Source organism: Pseudomonas sp. SZ40, from assembly GCF_052958135.1.
Genome location: NZ_JBQWIF010000029.1, coordinates 22,191 through 48,018 on the forward strand (window position 1 = coordinate 22,191; position 25,828 = coordinate 48,018).

21 protein-coding genes are annotated in these 25,828 nt (G+C 62.9%); 18 read left to right on the top strand and 3 right to left on the bottom strand.

The window, feature by feature from the left end:
• Positions 1-10: 10 nt before the first annotated feature.
• A complete protein-coding gene (locus ACT9T4_RS19895) occupies positions 11-1,330 on the bottom strand; it encodes a TRZ/ATZ family hydrolase (protein WP_499118606.1) in 1,320 nt (439 codons plus the stop codon).
• Between the two features lie 135 nt (positions 1,331-1,465).
• On the opposite strand from ACT9T4_RS19895, the gene ACT9T4_RS19900 reads away from it, so the two are divergent.
• The 8 genes from ACT9T4_RS19900 to rpsA all read left to right on the top strand — a co-directional run bounded on the left by ACT9T4_RS19900 (position 1,466) and on the right by rpsA (position 13,797).
• Positions 1,466-2,536, top strand: a complete 1,071-nt coding sequence (locus ACT9T4_RS19900) for a s-methyl-5-thioribose-1-phosphate isomerase (protein ID WP_499118608.1) — start codon at positions 1,466-1,468, stop codon at positions 2,534-2,536.
• A gap of 225 nt (positions 2,537-2,761) precedes the next feature.
• Complete coding sequence (gene gyrA / locus ACT9T4_RS19905; protein ID WP_179538425.1) at positions 2,762-5,566, top strand: DNA gyrase subunit A; 2,805 nt, start codon at positions 2,762-2,764, stop codon at positions 5,564-5,566.
• Between the two features lie 94 nt (positions 5,567-5,660).
• The gene (gene serC, locus ACT9T4_RS19910) at positions 5,661-6,746 is read left to right on the top strand and encodes a 3-phosphoserine/phosphohydroxythreonine transaminase (RefSeq protein WP_042554065.1); all 1,086 of its coding nucleotides are present in this window, start codon (positions 5,661-5,663) and stop codon (positions 6,744-6,746) included.
• Positions 6,746-7,855, top strand: a complete 1,110-nt coding sequence (gene pheA / locus ACT9T4_RS19915) for a prephenate dehydratase (RefSeq protein WP_179538424.1) — start codon at positions 6,746-6,748, stop codon at positions 7,853-7,855. The genes serC and pheA overlap by 1 nt, the downstream gene beginning before the upstream one ends.
• An 87-nt stretch (positions 7,856-7,942) precedes the next feature.
• Positions 7,943-9,052, top strand: a complete 1,110-nt coding sequence (hisC, locus tag ACT9T4_RS19920; RefSeq protein WP_042554067.1) for a histidinol-phosphate transaminase — start codon at positions 7,943-7,945, stop codon at positions 9,050-9,052.
• A 29-nt stretch (positions 9,053-9,081) separates the two neighbouring features.
• A complete protein-coding gene (locus ACT9T4_RS19925) occupies positions 9,082-11,292 on the top strand; it encodes a bifunctional prephenate dehydrogenase/3-phosphoshikimate 1-carboxyvinyltransferase (protein WP_082045795.1) in 2,211 nt (736 codons plus the stop codon).
• Positions 11,289-11,978, top strand: coding sequence for a (d)CMP kinase (gene cmk / locus ACT9T4_RS19930; RefSeq protein WP_042554068.1), 690 nt, complete (start codon positions 11,289-11,291; stop codon positions 11,976-11,978). The genes ACT9T4_RS19925 and cmk overlap by 4 nt, the downstream gene beginning before the upstream one ends.
• Positions 11,979-12,117: 139 nt before the next feature.
• Positions 12,118-13,797, top strand: coding sequence for a 30S ribosomal protein S1 (rpsA, locus tag ACT9T4_RS19935; RefSeq protein ID WP_042554069.1), 1,680 nt, complete (start codon positions 12,118-12,120; stop codon positions 13,795-13,797).
• A 179-nt stretch (positions 13,798-13,976) separates the two neighbouring features.
• Here rpsA and ACT9T4_RS19940 read toward each other — a convergent pair whose 3' ends face one another.
• A complete protein-coding gene (locus ACT9T4_RS19940; protein WP_499118611.1) occupies positions 13,977-14,852 on the bottom strand; it encodes a LysR family transcriptional regulator in 876 nt (291 codons plus the stop codon).
• A gap of 230 nt (positions 14,853-15,082) precedes the next feature.
• Between ACT9T4_RS19940 and ACT9T4_RS19945 the strand changes: the two genes are divergently transcribed.
• From ACT9T4_RS19945 to pcaC, 10 genes are all read left to right on the top strand, one after another.
• The gene (locus tag ACT9T4_RS19945) at positions 15,083-16,204 is read left to right on the top strand and encodes a muconate cycloisomerase family protein (RefSeq protein WP_499118613.1); all 1,122 of its coding nucleotides are present in this window, start codon (positions 15,083-15,085) and stop codon (positions 16,202-16,204) included.
• A 22-nt stretch (positions 16,205-16,226) separates the two neighbouring features.
• Positions 16,227-16,517 carry a muconolactone Delta-isomerase gene (gene catC, locus ACT9T4_RS19950; RefSeq protein WP_042554072.1) on the top strand — a complete coding sequence of 97 codons (291 nt, stop codon included), beginning with the start codon at positions 16,227-16,229 and terminating at the stop codon, positions 16,515-16,517.
• Positions 16,518-16,564: 47 nt separating this feature from the next.
• Positions 16,565-17,494 carry a catechol 1,2-dioxygenase gene (gene catA / locus ACT9T4_RS19955; RefSeq protein ID WP_042554073.1) on the top strand — a complete coding sequence of 310 codons (930 nt, stop codon included), beginning with the start codon at positions 16,565-16,567 and terminating at the stop codon, positions 17,492-17,494.
• 297 nt (positions 17,495-17,791) lie between these two features.
• A complete protein-coding gene (locus ACT9T4_RS19960) occupies positions 17,792-18,643 on the top strand; it encodes a CoA transferase subunit A (RefSeq protein ID WP_042554074.1) in 852 nt (283 codons plus the stop codon).
• A complete protein-coding gene (locus ACT9T4_RS19965) occupies positions 18,643-19,425 on the top strand; it encodes a CoA-transferase subunit beta (RefSeq protein WP_042554075.1) in 783 nt (260 codons plus the stop codon). The genes ACT9T4_RS19960 and ACT9T4_RS19965 overlap by 1 nt, the downstream gene beginning before the upstream one ends.
• A complete protein-coding gene (pcaF, locus tag ACT9T4_RS19970; protein ID WP_042554076.1) occupies positions 19,422-20,627 on the top strand; it encodes a 3-oxoadipyl-CoA thiolase in 1,206 nt (401 codons plus the stop codon). Before ACT9T4_RS19965 ends, pcaF begins: the two co-directional genes overlap by 4 nt.
• A 306-nt stretch (positions 20,628-20,933) precedes the next feature.
• Positions 20,934-22,247 (top strand): MFS family transporter, encoded by a 1,314-nt coding sequence (locus tag ACT9T4_RS19975; protein WP_499118640.1) that lies wholly within the window; start codon positions 20,934-20,936, stop codon positions 22,245-22,247.
• Positions 22,248-22,265: 18 nt separating this feature from the next.
• The gene (locus ACT9T4_RS19980) at positions 22,266-23,630 is read left to right on the top strand and encodes a 3-carboxy-cis,cis-muconate cycloisomerase (RefSeq protein WP_499118615.1); all 1,365 of its coding nucleotides are present in this window, start codon (positions 22,266-22,268) and stop codon (positions 23,628-23,630) included.
• 18 nt (positions 23,631-23,648) lie between these two features.
• On the top strand, positions 23,649-24,440 hold the full coding sequence (gene pcaD, locus ACT9T4_RS19985) for a 3-oxoadipate enol-lactonase (protein WP_042554078.1): 792 nt from the start codon (positions 23,649-23,651) through the stop codon (positions 24,438-24,440).
• A 34-nt stretch (positions 24,441-24,474) separates the two neighbouring features.
• Positions 24,475-24,873, top strand: a complete 399-nt coding sequence (pcaC, locus tag ACT9T4_RS19990) for a 4-carboxymuconolactone decarboxylase (protein ID WP_042554079.1) — start codon at positions 24,475-24,477, stop codon at positions 24,871-24,873.
• A 114-nt stretch (positions 24,874-24,987) separates the two neighbouring features.
• Here pcaC and ACT9T4_RS19995 read toward each other — a convergent pair whose 3' ends face one another.
• Positions 24,988-25,821 carry an aldo/keto reductase gene (locus tag ACT9T4_RS19995; protein ID WP_499118616.1) on the bottom strand — a complete coding sequence of 278 codons (834 nt, stop codon included), beginning with the start codon at positions 25,819-25,821 and terminating at the stop codon, positions 24,988-24,990.
• Positions 25,822-25,828 lie beyond the last annotated feature (7 nt).

A 25,828-nucleotide genomic window follows, 5' to 3' on the forward strand; every position in this document is an offset into this window, starting at 1 on the left:
GGCAAGGTTCTTAGCGGTGTCCGATTTTTGCGCCCCACTGTCGCGTGGTCGCGATGATGCGTTCCTCGTCGAGGCGCGTCAGTCTGCGGTCTTCGAGCAGTGGCTTGCCAGCGACCCAGAGGTGCTCGACGCAGTCTCGGGAGGTGGCGTAGATCAACTGCGAAACGGGGTCGTAGACCGGTTGCTGGGCCAGGCCGCGCAAGTCGAAGGCGACGATGTCGGCGGCCTTGCCGAGCTCCAGTGAGCCAATCTCGCCGTCGAGGCCCAGGGCGCGGGCGCCATTGAGGGTCGCCATGCGCAGCGCGCGGTGTGCGTCCAGGGCGCTGGCCGAGCCGGCTACGGCCTTGGCCAGCAGCGCGGCGGTGCGGGTCTCGCCGAGCAGGTCAAGGTCGTTGTTGCTGGCGGCACCGTCGGTACCTATCGCGACATTGACGCCGGCCTGCCAGAGTTTCTCGATCGGGCAGAAGCCGCTGGCCAGCTTGAGGTTGGACTCCGGGCAGTGGATCACGCTGCTGTTGGTGGCGACCAGCAGGGCTATATCGTCATCATCGATCTGGGTCATGTGCACGGCTTGGAAGCGCGGGCCGAGCAGGCCGAGGCGGTGCAGGCGGGCCAGCGGGCGTTCGCCATGCTGTTCGAGGCTCTGCTGCACTTCGAAGGCGGTTTCGTGCACGTGCATATGAATGCCGGCGTCCAGCTCTTCGGCGAGGATGCGCAGTTTTTCGAGGTTCGCGTCACTGACGGTGTAGGGCGCGTGAGGGCCGAAGGCGACGCTCAGGCGCGAGTGGTGTCGCATTTCGTCGAACAGCGTCACGCCCTTGCGCAGCGCCTCGTCCGCGTCACGGGCGCCGGGGATGGCGAAATCCAGCACCGGAATGCTGATCTGCGCGCGCATGCCGCTGGCGTGCACCCGCTCGCAGGCCATCTCGGGGAAGAAGTACATGTCGGCGAAACAGCTGATACCGCTCTTGATCTGCTCGGCAATGGCCAGTTCGGTGCCGTCCTGAACGAACCGCTCATCGACCCACTTGGCTTCTGCCGGCCAGATGTGCTTTTCCAGCCAGGTCATCAGTGGCAGGTCGTCGGCCAGGCCGCGGAACAGCGTCATTGCCGCGTGACCGTGGGCGTTGATCAGGCCCGGTGTCAGCAGGCGCCCAGGCAGCTCGCGGATCTGCGTGGCGCCGCGCCGCAAGGCATCAGCGCGTGGTGCGATAAGGGCGATCTTGCCATCGCGAATGCCCAGGCCGTGATCGTGCAGCACCACGCCTGCGGGCTCGACCGGCACCAGCCAGGTGGGCAGCAGTAAAAGGTCGAGCGGAGCGTCTGCCATGGGTGGGTTCCGTCGTTGAAAACGCCGAGTCTATAGAGGAATGCCGTGATCTTGAAAGTGCGTAGCGCCGTGCGCGAGGTGCGGCTGCCGGTTCGCGCGGCGTATACTGGCCGGCTTTCGAGGATGGAGTGGGTAATGCGCGAGCGTTTGCTGGCTGCCGAGCAGGTCGTGGGCTTTGTCTGGCGCGAGGGTGCCCTGCATGTGCTCGATCAACGCCGCCTGCCCGGTGAGCAGGTCTGGCATGCCTGTCATTCGGTGTCTGCCGTTGTGGAAATGCTTGCTGGCGGTGCGCTGCAGGGGGCTGCCGCCAGGGGCATCTGCGGTGCTTACGCCCTGGTGCTCGGGGCGCGCCAGCGTGCCGACGAGGGTGGCGACTGGTATGCCGGGTTGCAGGTGGATGCCAGTCGGCTCGCCGAGGCGGGCCTCCATGCCCTCGAATGCGAGCGTTTGCTGCTGCGGATGCACGAGCGGCTGGCGCGCTCTCGGCCTGGCGCGCAGCCGCTGGACGTGATGGAGGACGAAGCCCACGGCATTCATCAGCGTGATCGCGAGGCCAGCCTGGTCATGGCACAGCTGGGGGTGGAGCTGATTCGCGGTTTTCAGGGCAATTCGCAGAATCTGCTCAGCATCGGCTGCGCCGGGGCGCTGACCAGTGGTGGTTTTGGCACGGCGCTGGCGGTGATCCGCGCTGCTCGGCTCGAGGGGCTGCTGGAGCGCTGCTATCTGGGCGAAAGCCGCCCGTTGCTGCAGGGTGCTCGGCTGGCGGCCTGGGAGCTGCGTGAAGAGGGCATCGCCGTGGCGCTCAGCGCGGATGCTGCGCTGGCTCACCTGATGAAGGACCGTGGCATCACCTGGGCCATCGTCGGCGCCGAGCGAATCGCTGCCAACGGAGACGTGCTTGGCCTGATCGGCACCTATCAGCTGGCGGTCGCCGCCATGCACCATGGCGTACGGCTGATGGTGGTGGCGCCGAGCGCCGTCATCGACCTGCAGGCCGAGAGCGGCGAGGAGTGTTTTCACGAGCTCGGTCATGCGCCGTTGGCCTATCCGCAGAGCGAGCGGGTGGCCGGTGTGGACGAGATCGAGCCGCAGTTCGACGTGACACCCGCCGATCTGGTGGATTTTCTGGTCACCGAGAAGGGCGTGATCGAACGCCCGGACGCTGCCAAGATCGCCCAGTTGATGTCGCGCAAGCGGCTGCACTGAGCCCCTGGCTTCATGAGCCTTCAGGGATAGGTGCGGGGCACGCTTTGTGGTAAGCTCCGGCAGTTTTCAGGGGCGCCGTCAGCGGTCGCCATTACTGCTCGAATGCATGGCATAACGTATTGATTTGTCGTGAGTCGTCGCTGGCCTGATGCCATTGCGACGCGCTTCGCCAGGTTCCCAATGAACGCGGCGGAGTTTCACCAGAAAAAAGGAATCAGGCTACTCATGGGCGAACTGGCCAAAGAAATCCTCCCGGTCAACATCGAAGACGAACTGAAACAGTCCTACCTCGACTACGCCATGAGCGTGATCGTCGGGCGTGCCTTGCCGGATGCGCGCGATGGTCTCAAGCCCGTGCACCGTCGGGTGCTGTTCGCCATGAGCGAGCTGGGCAACGACTGGAACAAGGCGTACAAGAAATCCGCCCGTGTGGTCGGTGACGTGATCGGTAAATATCACCCGCACGGTGATACCGCCGTTTACGACACCATCGTGCGTATGGCTCAGCCGTTCTCGCTGCGTTACCTGCTGGTCGATGGCCAGGGCAACTTCGGTTCGGTGGACGGCGACAACGCCGCAGCCATGCGATACACCGAAGTGCGCATGACCAAGCTGGCCCACGAGCTGCTGGCAGACCTGCACAAGGAAACCGTCGACTGGGTACCCAACTACGACGGTACCGAGCAGATCCCGGCGGTCATGCCGACCAAGATCCCCAATCTGCTGGTCAACGGTTCCAGCGGTATCGCCGTGGGCATGGCGACCAACATCCCACCGCACAACCTGAGCGAAGTCATCGACGGCTGTCTGGCCCTGATCGACAACCCGGAGCTGACGGTCGATGACCTGATGCAGTACATCCCGGGGCCGGATTTCCCGACCGCAGGCATCATCAATGGCCGCGCCGGTATCGTTGAAGCCTATCGCACCGGTCGTGGACGGATTTACATCCGTGCCCGCGCCGAGGTCGAAGACATCGACAAGGTTGGCGGTCGCCAGCAGATCGTCGTTACCGAGCTGCCTTACCAACTGAACAAGGCGCGCCTGATCGAGAAGATCGCCGAGCTGGTCAAGGAGAAGAAGCTCGAAGGCATCACCGAGCTGCGCGACGAGTCCGACAAGGACGGTATGCGCGTGGTCATCGAGCTGCGTCGCGGCGAAGTGCCCGAGGTGATCCTCAACAACCTCTATGCCCAGACCCAGATGCAGAGCGTCTTCGGCATCAACGTCGTAGCCCTGATCGACGGTCAGCCGAAGATTCTCAACCTCAAGGACATGCTCGACGCGTTCGTCCTGCACCGTCGTGAGGTGGTGACCCGGCGTACCGTGTTCGAACTGCGCAAGGCCCGTGAGCGCGGTCACATCCTCGAAGGCCAGGCCGTTGCGCTGTCCAACATCGACCCGGTCATCGCCCTGATCAAAGCCTCGCCGACGCCTTCCGAGGCTAAGGAAGCACTGATCACCACCGCGTGGGAATCCACCGCCGTGGAAGCCATGGTCGAGCGCGCAGGTGCCGATTCGTGCCGCCCTGAGAACCTCGATCCGCAGTTCGGCCTGCGTGATGGCAAGTACTACCTGTCGCCGGAACAGGCCCAGGCGATCCTGGATCTGCGCCTGCACCGCCTGACCGGCCTCGAGCACGAGAAGCTGCTGGCCGAGTACCAGGAAATCCTCACCCAGATCGGCGAGCTGATCCGCATCCTCACCAGCGCCGTGCGCCTGATGGAAGTGATTCGTGAGGAGCTGGAAGCGGTCAAGGCCGAGTTTGGTGACAAGCGCCGTACCGAGATCCTCGATTCCCGTCTGGACCTGACTCTCGGCGACATGATCCCCGAAGAAGAGCGCGTAGTGACCATTTCCCATGGTGGCTATGCCAAGACCCAGCCGTTGACCGCGTACCAGGCCCAGCGCCGCGGGGGCAAGGGCAAGTCGGCGACTGGCGTCAAGGATGAGGATTACATCGCTCACCTGCTGGTCGCCAACAGTCACGCCACGCTGCTGCTGTTCTCCAGCAAGGGCAAGGTGTACTGGCTCAAGACCTACGAAATTCCCGAAGCGTCCCGTGCTGCCCGTGGCCGTCCACTGGTCAACCTGCTGCCACTCGACGAGGGTGAGTACATCACCACCATGCTGCAGATCGACCTCGAAGCCCTGCAGCAGCAAGCCGGCGCCGACGACGTGGACGACAGCGACGATGCCGTGCTCGAAGGCGAGATCGTGGACGCCGAAGAAGTGGCTGAAGTCGCCGAGATCGAAGAAGTCGAAGGCGAGACCGCCGAGCTGGTGGCCGAACCGACCGGTGCCTACATCTTCATGGCCACCGCCTCCGGTACCGTGAAGAAAACCCCGCTGGTGCAATTCAGCCGTCCGCGCTCCAACGGCCTGATCGCGTTGAAGCTCAAGGAAGGTGACACCCTGATCGCCGCCGCCATCACCGACGGTGCCAAGGAAGTCATGCTGTTCTCCAGCTCCGGCAAGGTGATTCGTTTCGCTGAAAGCGTGGTGCGTGTCATGGGCCGTGGTGCCCGCGGTATTCGCGGCATGCGTATCGGCAAGGAACAGCGCCTGATCTCCATGCTGATCCCCGAGTCCGGTGCGCAGATTCTCACTGCTTCCGAGCGCGGTTTCGGCAAGCGCACGGCGCTCTCCAAGTTCCCGCGCCGTGGTCGTGGCGGTCAGGGCGTGATCGGCATGATCACCAAAGAGCGTAACGGTGCGCTGATCGGTGCCATCCAGGTGCAGGACGGCGAGGAAATCATGCTGATTTCCGACCAGGGCACCCTGGTGCGTACCCGTGTCGACGAAGTTTCCAGCTCCGGCCGTAACACGCAGGGCGTGACCCTGATCAAGCTGGCCAAGGACGAGAAACTGGTTGGCCTGGAGCGTGTGCAGGAGCCATCCGAAGAGGACATCGAAGAGGCGCTGGACGAAGAGGGCAATCCGATCGTCGTCGCCGACCTCGACGAGGCCGTTGCTGGCGATGAGCCGTCAGCGGAAGGTGACGAGCAAGGCGAAGAGCGCGACGCGTAAGCGCGCCGCTTTGCCTGCAGCACCCTGGTGCTGCAGGCAACATTTCGCCAGATAGATGTAGCGCTGTAACCAGACAGTCAAGCGAGAGTGAATTGTGAGCAAGCGAGCCTATAACTTCTGCGCCGGCCCGGCCGCGCTTCCCGAAGCCGTTCTGCAGCGTGCCCAGGCCGAACTTCTAGACTGGCAGGGTAAAGGCCTGTCCGTCATGGAAATGAGCCACCGCAGTGACGAATACACGGCCATCGCTGAAAAGGCCGAGCAGGATCTGCGCGATCTGCTGACCATTCCCTCCGACTACAAGGTGCTGTTCCTGCAAGGTGGGGCCAGCCAGCAATTCGCGGAAATACCGCTCAACCTGCTGCCTGAAGACGGTACTGCCGATTACATCGATACCGGCATCTGGTCGAAGAAGAGCATCGAGGAGGCCCGCCGCTACGGCAACGTCAACGTCGCCGCCAGCGCCAAGGCCTACGACTACTTCGCCATTCCCGGGCAGAACGAGTGGCAGCTGTCCAAGGATGCCGCCTACCTGCATTACGCCAGCAACGAAACCATCGGTGGCCTGCAGTTCGACTGGATCCCCGAGGCTGGCGACGTACCGCTGGTGGTCGACATGTCGTCCGATATCCTCTCGCGTGAAGTGGATATCTCCAAGTTCGGCCTGATCTATGCTGGCGCTCAGAAGAACATCGGCCCCAGCGGGCTGGTGGTCGCGATCATCCGTGAAGACCTGCTCGGCCGCGCGCGCAGCGCCTGCCCGACCATGCTCAATTACAAGATCGCTGCCGACAACGGCTCGATGTACAACACCCCGGCGACCTTCTCCTGGTACCTTTCGGGGCTGGTCTTCGAGTGGCTGAAAGAGCAGGGCGGTGTGGCCGCCATGGAGCAGCGCAACAAGGCCAAGAAGGAACTGCTGTACGGCGTGATCGACGCCAGCGAGTTCTACAGCAACCCGATCGCCAGCAATGCCCGTTCGTGGATGAACGTACCCTTCCGTCTGGCTGACGAGCGTCTCGACAAGCCGTTCCTGGCGGGTGCCGATGCCCGTGGCCTGCTCAACCTCAAGGGCCATCGCTCGGTGGGTGGCATGCGTGCGTCCATCTACAACGCAGTGGGCCTGGATGCCGTGCAGGCCCTGGTCGCTTACATGGCGGAGTTCGAGAAGGAGCACGGCTGATGACTGCGGATGCGAACACCGATCAGGCGCTGCAGGCTCTGCGCCTGCGCATCGATAGCCTGGACGAGAAGATTCTCGAACTGATCAGCGACCGTGCACGCTGTGCCGAAGAAGTGGCGCGGGTCAAGATGGCCTCGCTGCCCGCTGGCGAGCAGCCGGTGTTCTACCGTCCCGAGCGTGAGGCTCAGGTGCTCAAACGGGTGATGGAGCGTAATCGCGGCCCGCTTGGCAATGAGGAAATGGCGCGGCTGTTCCGTGAAATCATGTCCTCCTGCCTGGCGCTGGAGAATCCGCTGAAGGTCGCCTATCTGGGCCCGGAAGGTACCTTCTCCCAGGCGGCGGCCATGAAGCATTTCGGTCATGCCGTGATCAGTCAGCCCATGGCGGCTATCGACGAGGTGTTCCGCGAAGTGGTGGCCGGCGCCGTCAACTTCGGTGTAGTGCCCGTGGAGAACTCCACCGAAGGTGCGGTCAACCACACCCTCGACAGCTTCCTCGAGCACGATCTGGTGATCTGCGGCGAAGTGGAGCTGCGCATCCACCATCATCTGCTGGTCGGCGACGCCACCAAGACCGACCGGATTACCCGCATCTATTCCCATGCCCAGTCTCTGGCCCAATGCCGCAAGTGGCTGGACGCCCATTACCCGAACGTCGAGCGCGTGGCGGTTTCCAGCAACGCCGATGCCGCCCGCCGGGTGAAGAGCGAATGGAACTCGGCGGCCATCGCCGGTGACATGGCCGCCAACCTGTACGACCTGACCCGGCTCGCCGAGAAGATCGAGGATCGCCCGGATAACTCCACGCGCTTCCTGATCATCGGCAACCAGGAAGTCCCGCCGACCGGCGACGACAAGACCTCGGTGATCGTCTCCATGCGCAACAAGCCAGGCGCGCTGCACGAGTTGCTGGTGCCGTTCCACCAGAACAACATCGACCTGACCCGCATCGAAACCCGTCCGTCGCGCAGCGGCAAGTGGACCTACGCCTTCTTCATCGATTTCGTCGGTCACCACCGCGATCCGCTGATCAAGGACGTGCTGGAAAAAATCAATGGGGAAGCCGTGGCGCTCAAGGTGCTGGGCTCCTACCCGAAGGCGGTACTTTAAACAGCAGCTGCAAGCTGCGAGCCACGAGCTGCAAATGAGCGGCGTTCTGGCTTCTAGCTTGCGGCGTATAGCTTGAGGCTTGCAGCTATGTCTTGTGATTTCATCGCCCTGGCCCAGCCAGGCGTGCAGAAACTTTCCCCCTACGTGCCAGGCAAGCCGGTCGACGAGTTGGCCCGCGAGCTGAACATGGATCCGGCCAGCATCGTCAAACTGGCCAGTAACGAGAATCCGCTCGGCCCGAGCCCCAAGGCGCTGGCGGCAATTCGTGCCGAGCTCGACGAGCTGACTCGCTACCCCGACGGCAACGGTTTCACCCTGAAAACCCTGCTGGCCGAGCGCTGCGGCGTTTCCACCGCTCAGGTCACCCTGGGCAATGGCTCCAACGACATTCTCGAGCTGGTCGCCCGCGCCTACCTGGCCCCAGGTCTGAATGCGGTGTTCAGCGAGCACGCGTTCGCCGTGTACCCGATCGCTACCCAGGCCGTTGGCGCGCAGGCCAAGGTCGTGCCGGCGGTCAACTTCGGTCACGACTTGCCGGCCATGCTGGCGGCCATCGATGCCGACACCCGTGTGGTATTCATCGCCAACCCCAACAACCCGACCGGCACCTGGTTCGACACCCAGGCACTGCGCGATTTCCTCGCGGGCGTGCCGGAAAACGTGCTGGTGGTGCTGGACGAGGCCTACATCGAATATGCCGACGGCGATGAGCTGCCGGATGGCCTGGACTTCCTCGCTGGGCACGCCAATCTGCTGGTCTCGCGCACCTTCTCCAAAGCCTACGGGTTGGCCTCGCTGCGCGTCGGCTACGGCCTCAGCTCGACTCAGGTCGCCGACGTGCTGAACCGTGTGCGTCAGCCGTTCAACGTCAACAGCTTCGCACTGGCCGCGGCCTGCGCGGCGTTCGACGATGCCGAGTATCTGGCCCGCAGCCGTGAAATCAACGCAGCTGGCATGTTGCAATTGCAGGAAGGTTGCCGCGAGTTGGGCCTGGGCTGGATTCCGTCCAAGGCCAATTTCCTGGCCATCGACTTTGCTCGTGATACCGCTGCGATCAACCAGGGGTTGTTGCGCGAGGGAGTGATCGTACGGCCAGTCGCCGGCTACGGCATGCCCAACCACCTGCGCGTTTCCATCGGCCTGCCGGCCGAGAACGCCCGCTTCCTGGAAGCGCTGCGCAAGGTGCTCAACGCGTGACCGAAGGCATGACACCGATAAACAAGCCTTTGGTCGAACGCCTGGTCGTGGTTGGCCTCGGGCTGATCGGCGGCTCTTTCGCCAAGGGCCTGCGTGCCCGTGGCGTGTGTCGCGAGGTCGTTGGCGTCGATCTGGATCCGCAGGCGCGCCGCATGGCCGTCGAGCTGGGGGTGGTGGACCGCTGCGAGGAGCAGTTGGCTGCCGCCTGTCAGGGCGCGGATGTGATCATGCTGGCGGTCCCTATCCTGGCCATGGAGCGTTTGCTCGGCGAGTTGGCCAGGCTGGATCTGGGCGATGCCGTGCTCACTGATGCGGGTAGCGCCAAAGGCAACGTGGTGCGCGCTGCGGATGCGGTCTTCGGTGGCGTGCCGGCGCGCTTCGTGCCGGGCCACCCGATTGCCGGCTCCGAGCAGAGCGGGGTGGAGGCGGCCAATGGCGAGCTGTTCAAGCGCCACAAGGTGATCCTCACGCCGCTGCCGCAGACTGATGCGATTGCGCTGCAGCGCGTCGATCAACTGTGGCGCGAGCTGGGCGCCGACGTCGAGCACATGCAGGTCGAGCACCACGATCAGGTGCTCGCTGCCACCAGTCATTTGCCGCATCTGCTGGCCTTTGGTCTGGTCGACTCGCTGGCCAAACGCAACGAGAATCTGGAAATTTTCCGCTATGCCGCCGGCGGCTTCCGCGATTTCACGAGAATCGCCGGCAGTGATCCGGTCATGTGGCACGACATCTTCCTCGCCAACCGCGAGGCGGTGCTGCGTACTCTGGATGTATTTCGCGACGACCTAGACGCCTTGCGCGATGCGGTCGACGCAGGGGACGGGCATCACCTGCTGGGCGTATTCACTCGCGCCCGCGTGGCCCGCGAACATTTCAGCAAAATACTGGCCCGTCGGGCCTATGTGGACGCTATGCACTCGAACGATCTGGTTTTCCTGGCTAATCCTGGTGGCAATGTCCGTGGGCGTATCCGCGTTCCAGGCGACAAGTCCATCTCCCACCGCTCGATCATGCTCGGCTCCCTGGCCGAAGGCACTACCGAGGTCGAAGGTTTTCTCGAGGGCGAAGACGCCCTGGCGACCCTGCAGGCTTTCCGCGACATGGGCGTGGTCATCGAAGGGCCGCACCATGGCCGCGTGACCGTGCATGGCGTTGGCCTGCACGGCCTGAAGCCGCCACCCGGTCCGCTCTACGTAGGCAATTCCGGCACTTCCATGCGCCTGTTGTCCGGCTTGCTGGCTGGCCAGCCCTTCGACGTGACCATGACCGGTGATGCATCGCTGTCCAAGCGCCCGATGAACCGCGTGGCCAATCCGCTGCGCGAAATGGGGGCCGTGGTCGAGACCGGCCCGGACGGTCGCCCACCGCTGACCATCCGTGGCGGCCAGAAGCTCAAGGCATTGACCTACACCTTGCCGATGGCCAGTGCCCAGGTTAAGTCCTGCCTGCTGCTGGCGGGTCTGTACGCCGAAGGCGTGACCACGGTTACCGAGCCGGCGCCGACCCGTGACCATACCGAACGCATGCTGCGCGGCTTCGGTTATGCCGTCGAGTCCAACGGGCCGGTGGCTTCCCTACAGGCCGGTGGCAAGTTGACGGCTACCCGCATCGAAGTGCCGGCGGACATTTCCTCGGCAGCGTTCTTTCTGGTGGCGGCTTCCATCGCCGAAGGCTCTGACCTGCTGCTCGAGCATGTCGGCATCAACCCGACGCGTATCGGCGTGATCGAGATTCTGCGCCTGATGGGCGGCGACATCACCCTGGAGAACCCACGTGAAGTCGGGGGCGAGCCTGTGGCTGACCTGCGCGTGCGCGGCGCCAAGCTCAAGGGGATCGAAATTCCCGAAGCGCTGGTGCCCCTGGCCATCGACGAGTTCCCGGTACTGTTCATCGCTGCGGTCTGCGCCGAAGGTCGCACCGTACTGCGTGGCGCCGAAGAGCTGCGCGTGAAGGAGTCCGACCGTATCCAGGTGATGGCCGACGGCCTGACCAGTCTGGGTGTGAAGGTCGAGCCGACCGAAGATGGCATCATCATCGACGGTGGCCAGGCCATTGGCGGTGGCGAAGTGCACAGCCACGGCGACCACCGCATCGCCATGGCCTTCAGCGTCGCCTCGCTGCGTGCGACGGCGCCAATCCGCATCCATGACTGCGCCAACGTCGCCACCTCGTTTCCCAACTTCCTGGCTCTGGCCGAGCAGGTTGGCATTCGTGTGGCCGTGGAGGGGCAGCAATGAGCGTCAACGCGCCGGTCATTACCATCGACGGGCCGAGTGGCTCGGGCAAGGGCACGGTTGCCGGTCTGCTGGCCAGGCAGCTGGGCTGGAACCTGCTGGATTCCGGCGCGCTGTATCGTCTGCTGGCATTCTCCGCACGCAATCATGGCGTCGACCTGACCAACGAAGAGTCGCTGAAGCTGCTGGCCGCGCACCTCGACGTGCAGTTCCTCGCTGCCGGTGACGGCAAGCCACAACGCATCATCCTCGAAGGCGAGGAGGTGACCGACGCCATCCGTAACGAGCAGATCGGTGCCGGTGCTTCTCAGGTCGCGGCCCTGCCAGCGGTGCGTGATGCGCTGCTGCAGCGCCAGCGCGCCTTCAACGAGGCGCCGGGCCTGGTGGCCGATGGTCGTGACATGGGCACCGTGGTGTTTCCAGAGGCGCCATTGAAGGTTTTCCTGACCGCCAGCGCCGAGGAACGTGCCAATCGACGTTACCTGCAGTTGAAGGCGAAGGGCGATGATGTTAATCTCGCGAGTCTTCTTGATGAGATTCGGGCACGCGATGAGCGTGATACCCAGCGTGCGGTGGCTCCGCTCAAGCCGGCAGCCGACGCGATCCAGCTGGATTCCACCGAATTGTCCATCGAGCAGGTGCTGGAAAGAATTCTGAGCGAAGTCGCCAATCGCGACCTCGCCGGTTGAAAAGAGCCATTTTCGGCTCGCAGGGGAGGCATACGGGGATACCAGTCCTAGTCCCGTAGGCCTTCTTTTATATGAATAAACCCGCATTGTCTGGAATGCGGAGCAGGGCGAATCCCCGCCCGATCCAACAGGAATCAACATGAGCGAAAGCTTTGCAGAACTTTTTGAAGAAAGCCTGAAAACCCTGGACATGCAGCCGGGTGCCATCATCACTGGCATCGTGGTCGACATCGACGGCGACTGGGTTACCGTTCACGCTGGCCTGAAGTCCGAGGGCGTCATCCCTCTGGAGCAGTTCTTCAACGAACAAGGCGAGCTGACCATCAAGGTCGGTGACGAAGTCCACGTTGCGCTGGACGCGGTTGAAGATGGCTTTGGTGAAACCAAGCTGTCCCGCGAAAAAGCCAAGCGCGCCGAGTGCTGGATCGTCCTGGAAGCAGCTTTCGCCGCTGAGGAAGTGGTCAAGGGCGTTATCAACGGTAAGGTTAAAGGCGGCTTCACTGTCGACGTTAACGGCATCCGTGCGTTCCTGCCAGGTTCCTTGGTCGATGTCCGTCCGGTGCGTGATACCACTCACCTGGAAGGCAAAGAGCTCGAATTCAAGGTCATCAAGCTCGACCAGAAGCGCAACAACGTTGTCGTTTCCCGTCGTAGCGTCCTGGAAGCCGAAAACTCCGCAGAGCGCGAAGCCCTGCTGGAATCGCTGCAGGAAGGCCAACAGGTCAAAGGTATCGTCAAGAACCTCACCGACTACGGCGCATTCGTGGATCTGGGTGGCGTCGATGGCCTGCTGCACATCACCGACATGGCCTGGAAGCGTATCAAGCACCCGTCCGAGATCGTCAACGTTGGCGACGAGATCGACGTCAAGGTTCTGAAGTACGATCGCGAGCGTAACCGTGTTTCCCTGGGCCTGAAGCAACTGGGCGAAGACCCATGGGTTGCTATCAAGGCGCGTTACCCGGAAAGCACCCGCGTTGTTGCGCGCGTGACCAACCTGACCGACTACGGCTGCTTCGCAGAGCTGGAAGAAGGCGTGGAAGGCCTGGTACACGTTTCCGAAATGGACTGGACCAACAAGAACATCCACCCGTCGAAAGTCGTTCAGGTTGGCGACGAAGTGGAAGTCATGGTTCTGGACATCGACGAAGAGCGTCGTCGTATCTCCCTGGGTATCAAGCAGTGCAAAACCAACCCATGGGAAGATTTCTCCGGTCAGTTCAACAAGGGTGACAAGATCTCCGGCACCATCAAGTCGATCACCGATTTCGGTATCTTCATTGGTCTGGACGGCGGCATCGACGGTCTGGTTCACCTGTCCGACATCTCCTGGAACGAAGTCGGCGAAGAAGCCGTACGTCGCTTCAAGAAGGGCGACGAGCTGGAAACCGTCATCCTGTCGGTCGACCCAGAGCGTGAGCGCATCTCCCTGGGCATCAAGCAACTGGAAGAAGATCCGTTCTCCGACTACGTTGCAGTCAACGACAAAGGCACTATCGTTCGCGGTACTGTGAAAGAAGTTGACGCCAAGGGCGCGATCATCACCCTGGCCGACGGCATCGAAGCCACTCTGAAAGCCTCCGAAATCAGCCGTGACCGCGTTGAAGATGCGCGCAACGTTCTGAAAGAAGGCGAAGAAGTCGAGGCCAAGATCATCAGCGTGGATCGCAAGAGCCGCGTGATCAGCCTGTCCGTCAAGTCGAAAGACGTTGAAGACGAAAAAGAAGCAATCAAGGAAATGCGTAAGCAGGAAGTTGAAACTTCCGGTCCGACCACCATCGGTGATCTGATCCGCGCGCAAATGGAAAACCAGAACTAAGTTCGGGTAATCCAGAAAAAGGGCGACTTCGGTCGCCCTTTTTTGTGGGCGTCGTTCAGGTATACAGCTTCGAATCGAGTTTCAGCCGCAGACGGGCGATCACCTCGGCTAAATCGCACAGGGTCCGAAAGCCTGGTCCTCCAAGGTGATTCCGCCCCGGCAGCCGTATCGCAGGGTGGTCACTCCGGATCGAGATGCTTGACCAGATTCAGGCAGCGCTTGAGCAGCGGTGAATCGTCATCCTTGCGGTAACTGATGACGATCGGCGAGGTGGCGCTGACGTCGAGCAGGGGCGTGTAGCCAATATCGTCGCGGTGCAGGCGCTGTACCGAAGCCGGCACCAGAGTGATGCCGATGCCAGCGGCCACCAAGCCAATGGCGGTCTGCAGCTCGTTGGTCATCTGTGCTACGCGAATCTTCAAGCCATTGCGCGCGAACAGCCCGAGCACATGGTCGGCATAGCTGGGCCTTGGCGTGCCTGGATAGAGCACGAACGGTTCCCGTGCCAGGTCTTCCAACGATGCGGGGGCGGCGAGCAGATGATGGCCAGCGGGCAGGGCGGCGACCAGTGGATCTTCACGAATGACCTCCTGCACGATGGCCGGGTCCTCGATATGGATGCGCCCGAAACCGATATCGATGCGGCCGCGTTTGAGGGCTTCCACCTGCTGCAGGGTGATCAGTTCGGACAACCCCAGCTCGATGGCGGCCTCGCTGCGCAGCTGACGGATCAGCTCCGGAAGTGCGCCATACAGTGTGGAAGGAGCGAAGCCGATTCCCAGCCAGCGTCTTTGCCCTTCGGCGATCCGCCGCGTGTCTTCGCTGACGCGGCCAAGCTGCTCAAGCAACTGCACGGAATGCTCATAGAAGAACCGACCAGCCTCGGTCAGGCGCAACGGCCTGCCGCGCTCGATCAGGGCCACGCCCAACTCATCTTCCAATTGCTGGATTTGCCGGCTCAGCGGCGGCTGGGCGATATGCAGGCGTTCTGCTGCGCGGGTGAAATTAAGGGTTTCAGCCAGCACGCGAAAGTAGCGCAGGTGGCGCAGCTCCATGATACCTCCAGGGTATGAAACCAGACCGATTCAATATTGGACTGGCTTATTTGCTGAGGTCAATCTGTGCCGGAACAAAAATAAAACCTGAAGGATATGCTCGTGATGACTCGCATCCTTTGCTCCTCCACCGCGTTCTTGCGCCTGGCTGGCCTTCTGAGCGAGGCGCCGCAGCGCTGCGTCTCGCAGCCTTTTGCCAGTCGTTCTGACCTGCATACGGATCACTTCCAATGAGCGTTCCCCTGATCGAAAGCCTCGAGACCCTGATCGTCGATCTGCCGACCATTCGCCCGCACAAGCTGGCGATGCACACCATGCAGCGGCAGACCCTGGTGATCCTGCGCCTGCGCTGCAGTGACGGTATCGAAGGTGTCGGTGAAGCCACCACCATTGGTGGCCTGGCCTATGCCGGGGAAAGCCCGGAAAGCATCAAGACCAACATCGATACCTACTTCGCACCGCTGCTGATCGGCCAGCCGGCCGGCAACATCAACGCCGCGATGCTGCGCATCGACCGCAACGTGCGCGCCAACACCTTCGCCCGCTCGGCAGTGGAAACCGCCTTGCTCGACGCCCAGGGCAAGCGTCTTGGCCTGCCGGTTGCCGAGCTGCTCGGTGGCCGTGTGCGTGACGGTCTGGAAGTCGCCTGGACGCTGGCCAGTGGCAATACCGCCACAGACATCGAAGAGGCCGAGCGCATGCTCGACCTGCGTCGCCACCGGATTTTCAAGCTGAAGATCGGCAGCCGCGATGCGTCGCTGGATATCGCCCACGTGGCGGCCATCAAGCGCGCATTGGGCGACCGTGCCAGCGTTCGGGTAGACGTCAACCAGGCGTGGAGCGAAGCGGTGGCCATGCGCGCCTGCCAGGCGCTCGGCGATGCCGGCGTCGACCTGATCGAGCAGCCGATTCCTCGCCAGGACGTGCAGGCCCAGGCGCGCGTCAGCGCCCGCAGCCCAGCGCCGATCATGGCCGACGAAGCCATCGAGAGCGTGGAAGACAGTTTCAACCTGGCCCGTGCCGGCGCCGCACCGGTGTTCGCCCTGAAGATCGCCAAGAATGGTGGCCCGCGCGCCGTGCTGCGCAGCGCCCATATCGCCGAAGCCGCGGGTATCGCTCTGTACGGCGGCACCATGCTCGAAGGCAGTGTCGGCACCCTGGCCTCGGCCCATGCCTTCGCCACCCTCAGCAAGCTGGAGTGGCACACCGAGCTGTTCGGGCCGCTGCTGCTGACCGAGGACATCCTCGTCGAGGTGCCGATGTACCGCGATTTCGAACTGAAGATCCCGACCACGCCCGGCCTTGGTGTGACGCTCGATGAAGAGCGTCTGCAGCACTTCCGCCGTCGTTGATGCCTACCGAAAGGACGTTGCCATGCTGTTCCATGTGCGCATGACCGTAAAACTGCCCACCGATATGCCGGCCGAACAGGTCGCCCGCCTGAAGGCCGATGAAAAAGAGCTGGCCCAGCGTCTGCAGGGCGAGGGCACCTGGCGCCATCTATGGCGAATTGCCGGGCTGTACGCCAACGTCAGCGTGTTCGACGTGGCCGACGCCCAGGCTCTGCATGACACTCTGATGCAACTGCCGCTCTACCCCTACATGGAGATCGAGGTCATGGCGCTGTGTCATCACCCGTCCTCGATCCATGATGACGATCGCTGATTCGCCAGCATAATCCGTTCAAGAAAAAACAAGATGAGGAAAAGACCATGACCGTACGTATCGCCCAGACCGTGGATGTGCAGAAGTTCTTCGAAGAGGCCAGTGGTTTCAGCAATGACCAGGGCAGCGCGCGCATGAAGACGGTGATTCACCGCCTGCTCAACGACACCGCGAAGCTCATCGAGGATCTTCAGATCACCCCGGAAGAATTCTGGAAAGCGGTGCACTACCTCAACGAACTCGGCAGCCGCCAGGAGGCTGGTTTGGTTGTCGCCGGTCTGGGTATCGAGCATTACCTCGACATGCTGATGGACGCCGAGGACGAAGAGGCCGGTCGCACGGGCGGTACCCCACGCACCATCGAGGGGCCGTTGTATGTCGCCGGAGCGCCGCTGAGCAAGGGCGAAGCCCGTCTGGACGATGGTCAGGATGCCGGTACACCGCTGTTCATGCAGGGCCGTGTGTTCGATACCGACGGCAAGCCATTGGCCGGTGCCATCGTCGACGTCTGGCACGCCAACACGGGCGGCACCTATTCCTACTTCGATCCCGCGCAGTCGGAGTTCAACCTGCGTCGCCGCATCGAGACCGATGCCGAGGGCCGCTATCGCTTTCGCAGCATCGTGCCGTCCGGCTACGGCTGCCCGCCCGATGGCCCGACCCAGCAACTGCTCGACCAGCTCGGCCGCCATGGCCAGCGTCCGGCCCACGTGCATTTCTTCATCTCGGCACCCGGCCATCGGCATTTGACTACCCAGATCAATCTGGATGGCGACAAGTACCTGCACGATGACTTCGCCTACGCCACCCGCGATGAGCTGATTGCGAAGATCGATTTCTTCGAGGATGCGGCGCGTGCCAGTGCCCACGGGGTGGCAGGACGCTTCGCCGAAATCGAATTCGATTTCACCTTGCAATCCACCGCTGAGCCCAAGGCCCAGCAACGCCACGAGCGGGTGAGGGCGCTGGAGGCCTGAGGGCTGCTCTGTCAGGCCCGGTTCTGAACCTGGCAAGCCTGGATTACCCCCTGCACAGGGGGTAATTGTGTTTGGCATGTAGGCCCGAAGCTGAGGGCTGTGTGGATACGCCGTGCAGGCCCATGGATGATGCGGCTGGCGGGTGTCGGGCGGGAAGGGAGAGCGGTTCAAGCATTGTTCGATTATCGAACAAATAATCGATTATCGGATTGTTAGCTCGCTATGGGCTGGGTACCTTGTACTCACACGGCGCAATAGCCGCCCCACGGTTTCCAGAGCAATAAGACGAGAACGACCATGGCTGAAATTCTCTCCCTGCGCGAGGCGGTTGAGCGCTTCGTTCACGACGGTGACACCATCGCCCTCGAAGGCTTCACCCATCTGATTCCCACTGCGGCTTCCCATGAACTGATCCGTCAGGGCAAGAAAGACCTGACGCTGGTGCGCATGACACCGGATCTGGTCTATGACCTGCTGATCGGTGCGGGTTGCGCCAAGCGTCTGATTTTCTCCTGGGGTGGCAACCCCGGTGTCGGCTCCCTGCACCGTCTGCGCGACGCGGTCGAGAAGCACTGGCCGCACAAGCTGGAAATCAGCGAGCACAGCCACGCGGCGATGGCCAACGCCTACGTCGCTGGCGCATCCAATCTGCCGTTCGCCGTGCTGCGCGGCTATCAGGGCTCGGACCTGGTCAAGGTCAACCCGGAAATCAAGTTCATCGAATGCCCGTACACCGGCGAGAGCCTGGCTACCGTACCGAGCGTGCGTCCTGACGTCACCGTCATCCACGCGCAGAAGGCCGACCGCAAGGGCAACGTGCTGATTCAGGGCATTCTCGGTGTGCAGAAGGAGGCCGCTCTGGCTGCCAAGCGTTGCATCGTCACCGTCGAGGAAATCGTCGACGACCTGCAAGCACCGATGAACGCCTGCGTACTGCCGACCTGGGCACTGACTGCCGTCTGTGTGGTGCCGGGCGGTGCTCATCCATCCTATGCCCATGGCTATTACGAGCGTGACAACCGCTTCTACCAGGCCTGGGATCCCATCGCCCGCGACCGTGAAACCTTCACTGCCTGGATCGATGAATACATCCGTGGCACCGAGGATTTTGCGCAGTACCAGGCGAAGGTTAACGGGGAGGCCAAGTGATGAGCGAGTTCAACACCAATGAAATGATGACCGTGGCCGCCGCGCGCCGCCTCGGCAATGGCAGCGTCTGCTTCGTCGGCATCGGTTTGCCGTCCAAGGCGGCCAACCTGGCGCGTCTGACCCACGCCCCGGAAGTGGTACTGATCTACGAATCCGGCCCGATCGGCGCCAAGCCCACCGTGCTGCCGCTGTCCATCGGTGATGGTGAGCTGGCCGAGACGGCCGATACCGTGGTGCCGACCGGCGAGATCTTTCGCTACTGGCTGCAGGGCGGTCGTATCGATGTCGGCTTCCTCGGCGCGGCCCAGGTCGACAAGTTCGGCAATATCAACACCACGGTGATCGGTGATTACCATGCGCCGAAAGTGCGTCTGCCGGGTGCCGGTGGCGCGCCGGAAATCGCTGGCAGCGCCAAGAAGGTGCTGATCATCCTCAAGCAGGGTCATCGCACCTTCGTCGACAAGCTGGCGTTCATCACGTCGGTGGGCCATGGCGAGGGTGGCGATCACCGCAAGCGCCTCGGCCTGCCGGGCGACGGCCCGGTCGCGATCATCACCGACCTGTGCATCATGGAGCCGGAAGCGGGCAGCAACGAATTCATCGTTACCTCCCTGCATCCGGGCGTGAGCCGTGAGCAGGTGGTCGAGAACACCGGCTGGCAGATCCGTTTCGCCGACAACGTGACCACCACCGAAGCGCCGAAAGCCGAAGAACTGGCTGCGCTGCGTGATCTGGAAGCACGCACCGCCGCTGCCCATGGGCAGAAGGGGAGTGACGAATGACTCGCGATGTATTCATTTGCGATGCGGTGCGTACGCCGATCGGTCGGCTCAATGGCGGCCTCTCCGCGGTACGCGCCGACGACCTGGCAGCCATTCCGCTGAAGGCACTGATCGAACGTAATCCGCAGGTCGACTGGTCGGCGGTCGATGAAGTGTTCATGGGCTGCGCCAATCAGTCCGGCGAGGACAACCGCAACGTCGCCCGTATGGCGCTGCTGCTCGCTGGCCTGCCGGAGACGGTGCCTGGCGTGACCCTCAACCGCCTCTGCGCCTCGGGCATGGAAGCGGTGGGTGCTGCCTTCCGAGCCATCGCTTCCGGGGAAATGGAGCTGGCCATCGCTGCCGGCGTCGAATCGATGACCCGCGCGCCATACGTGATGGGCAAGGCGGACAGTGCCTTTGGCCGTGGCCAGAAGCTCGAAGACACCACCCTGGGCTGGCGTTTCGTCAATCCGGCGATGAAGGAGCGCTACGGCGTCGACCCGATGCCGGTGACCGGTGACAACGTGGCCGAAGATTACGGCGTCAGCCGTGCCGACCAGGACGCCTTCGGTCTGCGCAGCCAGCAGCGTGCCGCCGTGGCGCAGCAAAGTGGTTACTACGCCGAGGAAATCGTGCCGGTAGTGATCAAGACCAAGAAGGGTGAAAGCATCGTCGATACCGACGAACACCCTCGCGCCGACACCACCGCCGAGGCACTTGCCAAGCTCAAGCCGGTCAACGGCCCGGACAAGACGGTGACTGCAGGCAACGCCTCGGGGCTCAACGACGGGGCGTCGGCGATGATCCTGGCGTCTGCCGAAGCGGTGCAGAAATATGGCCTCAAGGCCCGCGCCAAGGTACTCGGCATGGCCAGCGGTGGCGTGGCCCCTCGGGTCATGGGTGTCGGCCCGGTACCGGCGGTACGCAAGCTGCTGAGCCGCCTGAACCTCGATATCGATGCCTTTGACGTGATCGAACTGAACGAGGCGTTCGCCGCTCAGGGGCTGGCGGTCACCCGTGATCTCGGCCTGGCGGACGACAGCCCCAAGGTCAATCCGAACGGCGGCGCCATCGCCCTCGGCCACCCCTTGGGCATGAGCGGCAACCGCCTGGTGCTGACTGCCGTACACCACCTGGAAAAGACCGGCGGCAAGCTCGGTCTGGCGACCATGTGCGTGGGCGTCGGCCAGGGGCTGGCATTGGCGATCGAGCGCGTCTAGAAACCTGCAGATCGACCATGGGGCGTTACTCATGCGCTGTTTGGTGGGCTGAAGCCCACCCTACGTTACGTCGGGTGCTTGTCTCTTGTAGGGTGGGCTTCAGCCCACCAACATCGACGACCGCCAAGAGTCCGGCGATATGCCCACAGGTCCCAGAGTTTGTTTGCTTCGGTATCGGACAGGGCTCCACGCCGCCGTGTCCGGTACCGGTGCAAGCGATCAGGCGGGGTAATAATGCTCGAATCATTTGGTTACATGTAAGTCGGAGTAGGGAACCGTCCCGTTCCTTACCAGTGAGTATCCATGATGAGTTCCGAAGCCAGCACGGTGTACGAAGCCCCGAACTACAGCCCGGAAGAGCGCCGCAAGCGCATCTTCGCCATCGTCGGCGCTTCCTCGGGCAATCTGGTCGAGTGGTTCGATTTCTACGTGTATGCCTTCTGCGCGATCTACTTCGCGCCAGCTTTCTTTCCGTCCGACGACCCCACCGTCCAGTTGCTCAATACCGCAGGTGTATTCGCTGCCGGGTTTCTGATGCGACCGATTGGCGGCTGGGTATTTGGCCGGGTTGCCGACAAGTACGGACGCAAGGTCTCGATGATGATCTCCGTGCTGATGATGTGCCTGGGGTCGCTGTCCATCGCCTTCATGCCGACCTATGACAGCATCGGCGCCCTGGCACCGCTGCTGCTATTGCTGGCGCGCCTGTTCCAGGGGCTGTCGGTGGGCGGCGAGTACGGCACTACGGCGACCTACATGAGCGAAGTGGCGCTCAAGGGGCAGCGCGGGTTCTTCGCGTCGTTCCAGTACGTCACGCTGATTGGCGGGCAATTGCTGGCCGTGCTGGTGGTCGTGATCCTGCAGCAACTGCTCACCGAAGATGAGCTGCGTGCCTGGGGTTGGCGCATCCCGTTCGTGATCGGTGCCCTGGCTGCCGTGGTGGCCTTCTACCTGCGCCGTTCGCTGGACGAGACCGCCAAGAAGGACCAGATCGGCAACAAGGAGTCGGGCAGCATCGCCTACCTGTTCAAGCACCACAAAGCGGCGTTCTTCACCGTGCTTGGCTATACCGCCGGTGGCTCGCTGATCTTCTATACCTTCACCACCTACATGCAGAAGTACCTGGTCAATTCGGCAGGCATGAGCGCCAAGACCGCCAGCGGCATCATGACCGCTGCGCTGTTTCTGTTCATGATCATGCAGCCGCTGTTCGGCGCCTTGTCCGATCGCATCGGTCGACGCACCTCTATGCTCTGGTTCGGTGCCCTGGGGGCGATCTTCACCTGGCCGATCCTGGCGCTGCTGCAGACCGTGCACAATCCGGTGGTGGCCTTCCTGCTGATCATTGTGGCCCTGGCCATCGTCAGCCTGTATACCTCGATAAGCGGCCTGGTGAAGGCCGAGATGTTCCCGCCGGAAGTCCGCGCCCTGGGCGTCGGCCTGGCTTACGCGGTAGCCAATGCGCTATTCGGCGGGTCTGCCGAATACGTGGCCCTGGGCCTGAAGTCCATTGGCCTGGAGCAAACCTTCTACTGGTACGTGTCGGGCATGATGGTGCTGGCCTTTCTGGTCAGCTTGCGTCTGCCGCGCCAGGCCAGTTACCTACACCATGATCATTGACCACGGAGTTTCAGCAGTATGAGTTCAAGGCCCTGCAGCCAGTTGTTCGATGCCTACTTCACCAGTGCGCCGATGCGTGAGGTGTTCAGCGACCATGGCCGCGTGCAGGGCATGCTCGACTTCGAGGCGGCGCTGGCCAGGGCCGAGGCTGCGGTCGGCGTGATTCCCGCGGCAGTGGTCGCCGATATCGAGGCTGCCTGCCGGGCCGAACTCTATGATTTCGATGCCCTGGCCATCGCCATCGGCAGCGCCGGCAACTCGGCGATTCCGCTGGTCAAGGCGCTGGGCAAACGCATCGCCGCGCAGAGTGAAGAGGCCGAGCGCTACGTGCACCTGGGCGCCACCAGCCAGGACGCCATGGACAGCGGCTTGGTGCTGCAACTGCGCGCCGCCATCGTGCTGCTGGAAAACGACCTCGATGCCTTGAGCCGACTGTTGGCCGAACAGGCCGAGCGATATGTGGCAACGCCCATGGCCGGGCGCACCTGGCTGCAGCACGCCACGCCGGTAACCTTGGGTATGAAGATCGCTGGGTGGCTGGGGGCGGTCGACCGCCATCGCCAGCGTCTCGCAGAGATCAAACCGCGCCTGCTGTGCCTGCAGTTCGGTGGGGCGTCCGGCAGCCTGGCGGCGCTGGGCGACAAGGCCTGGCCGGTGGCCGAAGCGTTGGCGGCTGAGCTGGATCTGCAACTGCCTGAACAGCCCTGGCACACCCAGCGCGATCGTCTGGTCGAGTTCGCCAGCCTGCTTGGCATGATCGCCGGCAGCCTGGGCAAGCTGGGCCGCGACCTCAGCCTGCTGATGCAGACCGAGGCCGGCGAGTTGTTCGAGCCCTCTGCGCCAGGCAAGGGCGGTTCCTCGACCATGCCGCACAAGCGTAACCCGGTCAGCGCTGCGGTGCTGATCGGCGCCGCGACCCGCGCGCCCGGCCTGGTTGCCACCATGTTCGCGGCCATGCCTCAGGAGCACGAGCGCAGCCTCGGCCTGTGGCATGCCGAATGGGAGACCCTGCCGGAGCTCTGCTGCCTGGTGTCCGGTGCCTTGCAGCAAGCGCTGCTGGTGGTGCCAGGGCTCGAGGTGGATGCCGGGCGCATGGCCCGCAACCTCGACCTGACCCGTGGCCTGGTGCTGGCCGAGGCGGTGAGCATCGCCCTGGCGCAACGCATCGGTCGTGACGCGGCTCACCGCCTGGTCGAGCAGTGCTGCAAACAGGCGGTGAAGGAGGGCGCTCATCTGCGTGAAGTGCTGGGCGCCAATTCCGAGGTCACTGCCCAGCTGTCCGCGGAAGAACTGGATCACCTGCTCGATCCTGCCCATTACCTGGGCCAGGCGCGCCGCTGGGTCGAGCGTGCCGTGGCGCAGAGCCGCGAACTGAATTCGTAGATCATCTAGGAGATTGTCATGCCCGTGGTATCCCTCGCCGATGGCGACCTGAACTACAAACTCGAAGGCCCGGCGGATGCGCCGGTGCTGGTGCTGTCCAATTCCCTGGGCACCAACCTGCACATGTGGGACGCGCAGATGCCGGCGTTCAGCGAGCATTTTCGTGTGCTGCGCTACGACACCCGTGGCCATGGCCAATCGCTGGTCAGCTCCGGCTTCTACAGCATCGAACAGAACGGCCGCGACGTCCTCGCGCTGCTCGACGCGCTGAACATCGACACGGTGCATTTCTGTGGCCTGTCCATGGGCGGTTTGATCGGTCAGTGGTTCGGCCTCAACGCCGGCGAGCGTCTGCAGCGCCTGGTGCTGTGCAACACCGCCGCCAAGATTGGCACCGATGAGATCTGGAGCACCCGCATCGACACCGTGCTCAAGGGGGGCGAGAAGGCCATGCGCGATTTGCGCGATGCCTCCATCGAGCGTTGGTTCACCCCGCCATTCGCTGCCAAGCACCCGGAAAAGGTCGACCCCATCGTTACCATGCTGGCGCAGACCTCGCCCCAGGGCTACGCGGCCAACTGCGCGGCGGTACGCGATGCCGATTACCGTGAGCAGATCGCTGCGATCGAGGCGCCGACCCTGATCGTCTGCGGTACCGGCGATGCGGTGACCACGCCGGAGCATGGCCGCTTCATGCAGGAACGCATCGCCGGTGCCGAGCTGGTCGAGTTCGACGCCGCGCACCTGTCCAACGTGCAGGCAGGCGAGTTGTTCACCCGGCGTGTGCTGGATTTTCTGCGCGCCAAATGACTGAGCGCTCTACCCCATGAAACCGGAGTTACCGATGGACGAGAAACAACGCTACGAAGCCGGCATGCAGGTGCGCCGCGCGGTGCTGGGCGATACCCACGTCGACCGCAGCCTGGAAAAGCTGACGCCGTTCAACGAAGAATTTCAGGAAATGATCACCCGTCATGCCTGGGGTGATATCTGGACGCGTCCGGGATTGCCGCGCCATACCCGCAGCCTGATCACCATCGCCATGCTGATCGGCATGAACCGCGAGGGTGAATTGAAGCTGCACCTCAAGGCTGCCAAGAACAATGGCGTCACCCGTGAGGAACTCAAGGAATTGATCATGCAGAGCGCGATCTATTGCGGCATTCCCGCTGCCAATGCGACCTTCCACCTCGCGGAAGAGCTGTGGGACGAAGTCGGCGTGGAGTCGCTGAACAAGGCGTAGGCAAGTTTCGTAGGGTGGAAGACGCTGTTTTCTTCCACCAGGCGATTCGAGTATCGCTCCGCTCGACCCAGGCTACGCGAAAGCCCCGCAGACGCGGGGCTTTCGCTTATCGGCTTACCACTGCGGTGCGAAGTCCGGGCTCACCAGGCGGCGATCCTTGGGCAGGCTGGCGATCAGCGCGCGGTCTTCATCGTCGAGGCGGATGTCCAGAGCGGCCAGGTTGGCCCGCTGGTTTTCCACGCCGCTGGCCTTGGGGATCGCTGCCACGTGGTCCTGAGCAAGCAGCCACTGCAGCACCACCTGACTGGGGAATACGCCGTGCTTGGCGGCAATCTGGCGGATTTCTGGTAGTTGCGCGGCTTCACCACGGGCCAATGGGCAGTAAGCGGTGAACGCCAGATTGTGTTCGCGGGCGTAGTCGAGCATCGGTTGCTGATCGAGCAGCACGTGATATTCCACCTGAATCGCGGCGATCGGGGCTTTGAACTCCTCGATGCTCTGACGCAACAGCGGCAGCGGAAAATTGGCGACGCCGATGTTCAGCGTCGTGCCCTCGTCACGCAGTGCCGCCAGTGTCTCCAGGACGCGGTGCAGGCCATCACCTTTCAGGCTGCCGGCGTTGCCTGGCCAGTGGATCAGGAACAGGTCGACATACTCGGTGCGCAGCGCCTGCAGGCTTTCGGTGAGCGAGGCGCGGATGGCATCGGGCTGCAGCTTGTCCCACCAGACCTTAGTGGTCAGGTGGATCTTCTCGCGGGCGACCTCGGTCTCAGCCAGCGCCTTGCCGACTGCCGCTTCGTTCTCGTAGGCCGTGGCGGTATCGATATGTCGGTAGCCGATCTCCAGGGCTTGATGCACCGCGCGGGTGCATTCGTCGTCGCGCATGGGCCAGGTGCCCAGCCCCAGTTTCGGCATGTTCAGTTGGTAACGATTGCGGATGGCCTGCATGTGAGTA

What these genes read in the sequence shown, in the direction of transcription:
- ACT9T4_RS19895 (WP_499118606.1), bottom strand. Translation starts at nt 1,330, where the DNA reads ATGGCAGACGCTCCGCTCGACCTTTTACTGCTGCCCACCTGGCTGGTG.
- ACT9T4_RS19900 (WP_499118608.1), top strand. Translation starts at nt 1,466, where the DNA reads ATGCGCGAGCGTTTGCTGGCTGCCGAGCAGGTCGTGGGCTTTGTCTGG.
- gyrA (WP_179538425.1), top strand. Translation starts at nt 2,762, where the DNA reads ATGGGCGAACTGGCCAAAGAAATCCTCCCGGTCAACATCGAAGACGAA.
- pheA (WP_179538424.1), top strand. Translation starts at nt 6,746, where the DNA reads ATGACTGCGGATGCGAACACCGATCAGGCGCTGCAGGCTCTGCGCCTG.
- hisC (WP_042554067.1), top strand. Translation starts at nt 7,943, where the DNA reads ATGTCTTGTGATTTCATCGCCCTGGCCCAGCCAGGCGTGCAGAAACTT.
- cmk (WP_042554068.1), top strand. Translation starts at nt 11,289, where the DNA reads ATGAGCGTCAACGCGCCGGTCATTACCATCGACGGGCCGAGTGGCTCG.
- rpsA (WP_042554069.1), top strand. Translation starts at nt 12,118, where the DNA reads ATGAGCGAAAGCTTTGCAGAACTTTTTGAAGAAAGCCTGAAAACCCTG.
- ACT9T4_RS19940 (WP_499118611.1), bottom strand. Translation starts at nt 14,852, where the DNA reads ATGGAGCTGCGCCACCTGCGCTACTTTCGCGTGCTGGCTGAAACCCTT.
- ACT9T4_RS19945 (WP_499118613.1), top strand. Translation starts at nt 15,083, where the DNA reads ATGAGCGTTCCCCTGATCGAAAGCCTCGAGACCCTGATCGTCGATCTG.
- catC (WP_042554072.1), top strand. Translation starts at nt 16,227, where the DNA reads ATGCTGTTCCATGTGCGCATGACCGTAAAACTGCCCACCGATATGCCG.
- catA (WP_042554073.1), top strand. Translation starts at nt 16,565, where the DNA reads ATGACCGTACGTATCGCCCAGACCGTGGATGTGCAGAAGTTCTTCGAA.
- ACT9T4_RS19960 (WP_042554074.1), top strand. Translation starts at nt 17,792, where the DNA reads ATGGCTGAAATTCTCTCCCTGCGCGAGGCGGTTGAGCGCTTCGTTCAC.
- ACT9T4_RS19965 (WP_042554075.1), top strand. Translation starts at nt 18,643, where the DNA reads ATGAGCGAGTTCAACACCAATGAAATGATGACCGTGGCCGCCGCGCGC.
- pcaF (WP_042554076.1), top strand. Translation starts at nt 19,422, where the DNA reads ATGACTCGCGATGTATTCATTTGCGATGCGGTGCGTACGCCGATCGGT.
- ACT9T4_RS19975 (WP_499118640.1), top strand. Translation starts at nt 20,934, where the DNA reads ATGAGTTCCGAAGCCAGCACGGTGTACGAAGCCCCGAACTACAGCCCG.
- ACT9T4_RS19980 (WP_499118615.1), top strand. Translation starts at nt 22,266, where the DNA reads ATGAGTTCAAGGCCCTGCAGCCAGTTGTTCGATGCCTACTTCACCAGT.
- pcaD (WP_042554078.1), top strand. Translation starts at nt 23,649, where the DNA reads ATGCCCGTGGTATCCCTCGCCGATGGCGACCTGAACTACAAACTCGAA.
- pcaC (WP_042554079.1), top strand. Translation starts at nt 24,475, where the DNA reads ATGGACGAGAAACAACGCTACGAAGCCGGCATGCAGGTGCGCCGCGCG.
- ACT9T4_RS19995 (WP_499118616.1), bottom strand. Translation starts at nt 25,821, where the DNA reads ATGCAGGCCATCCGCAATCGTTACCAACTGAACATGCCGAAACTGGGG.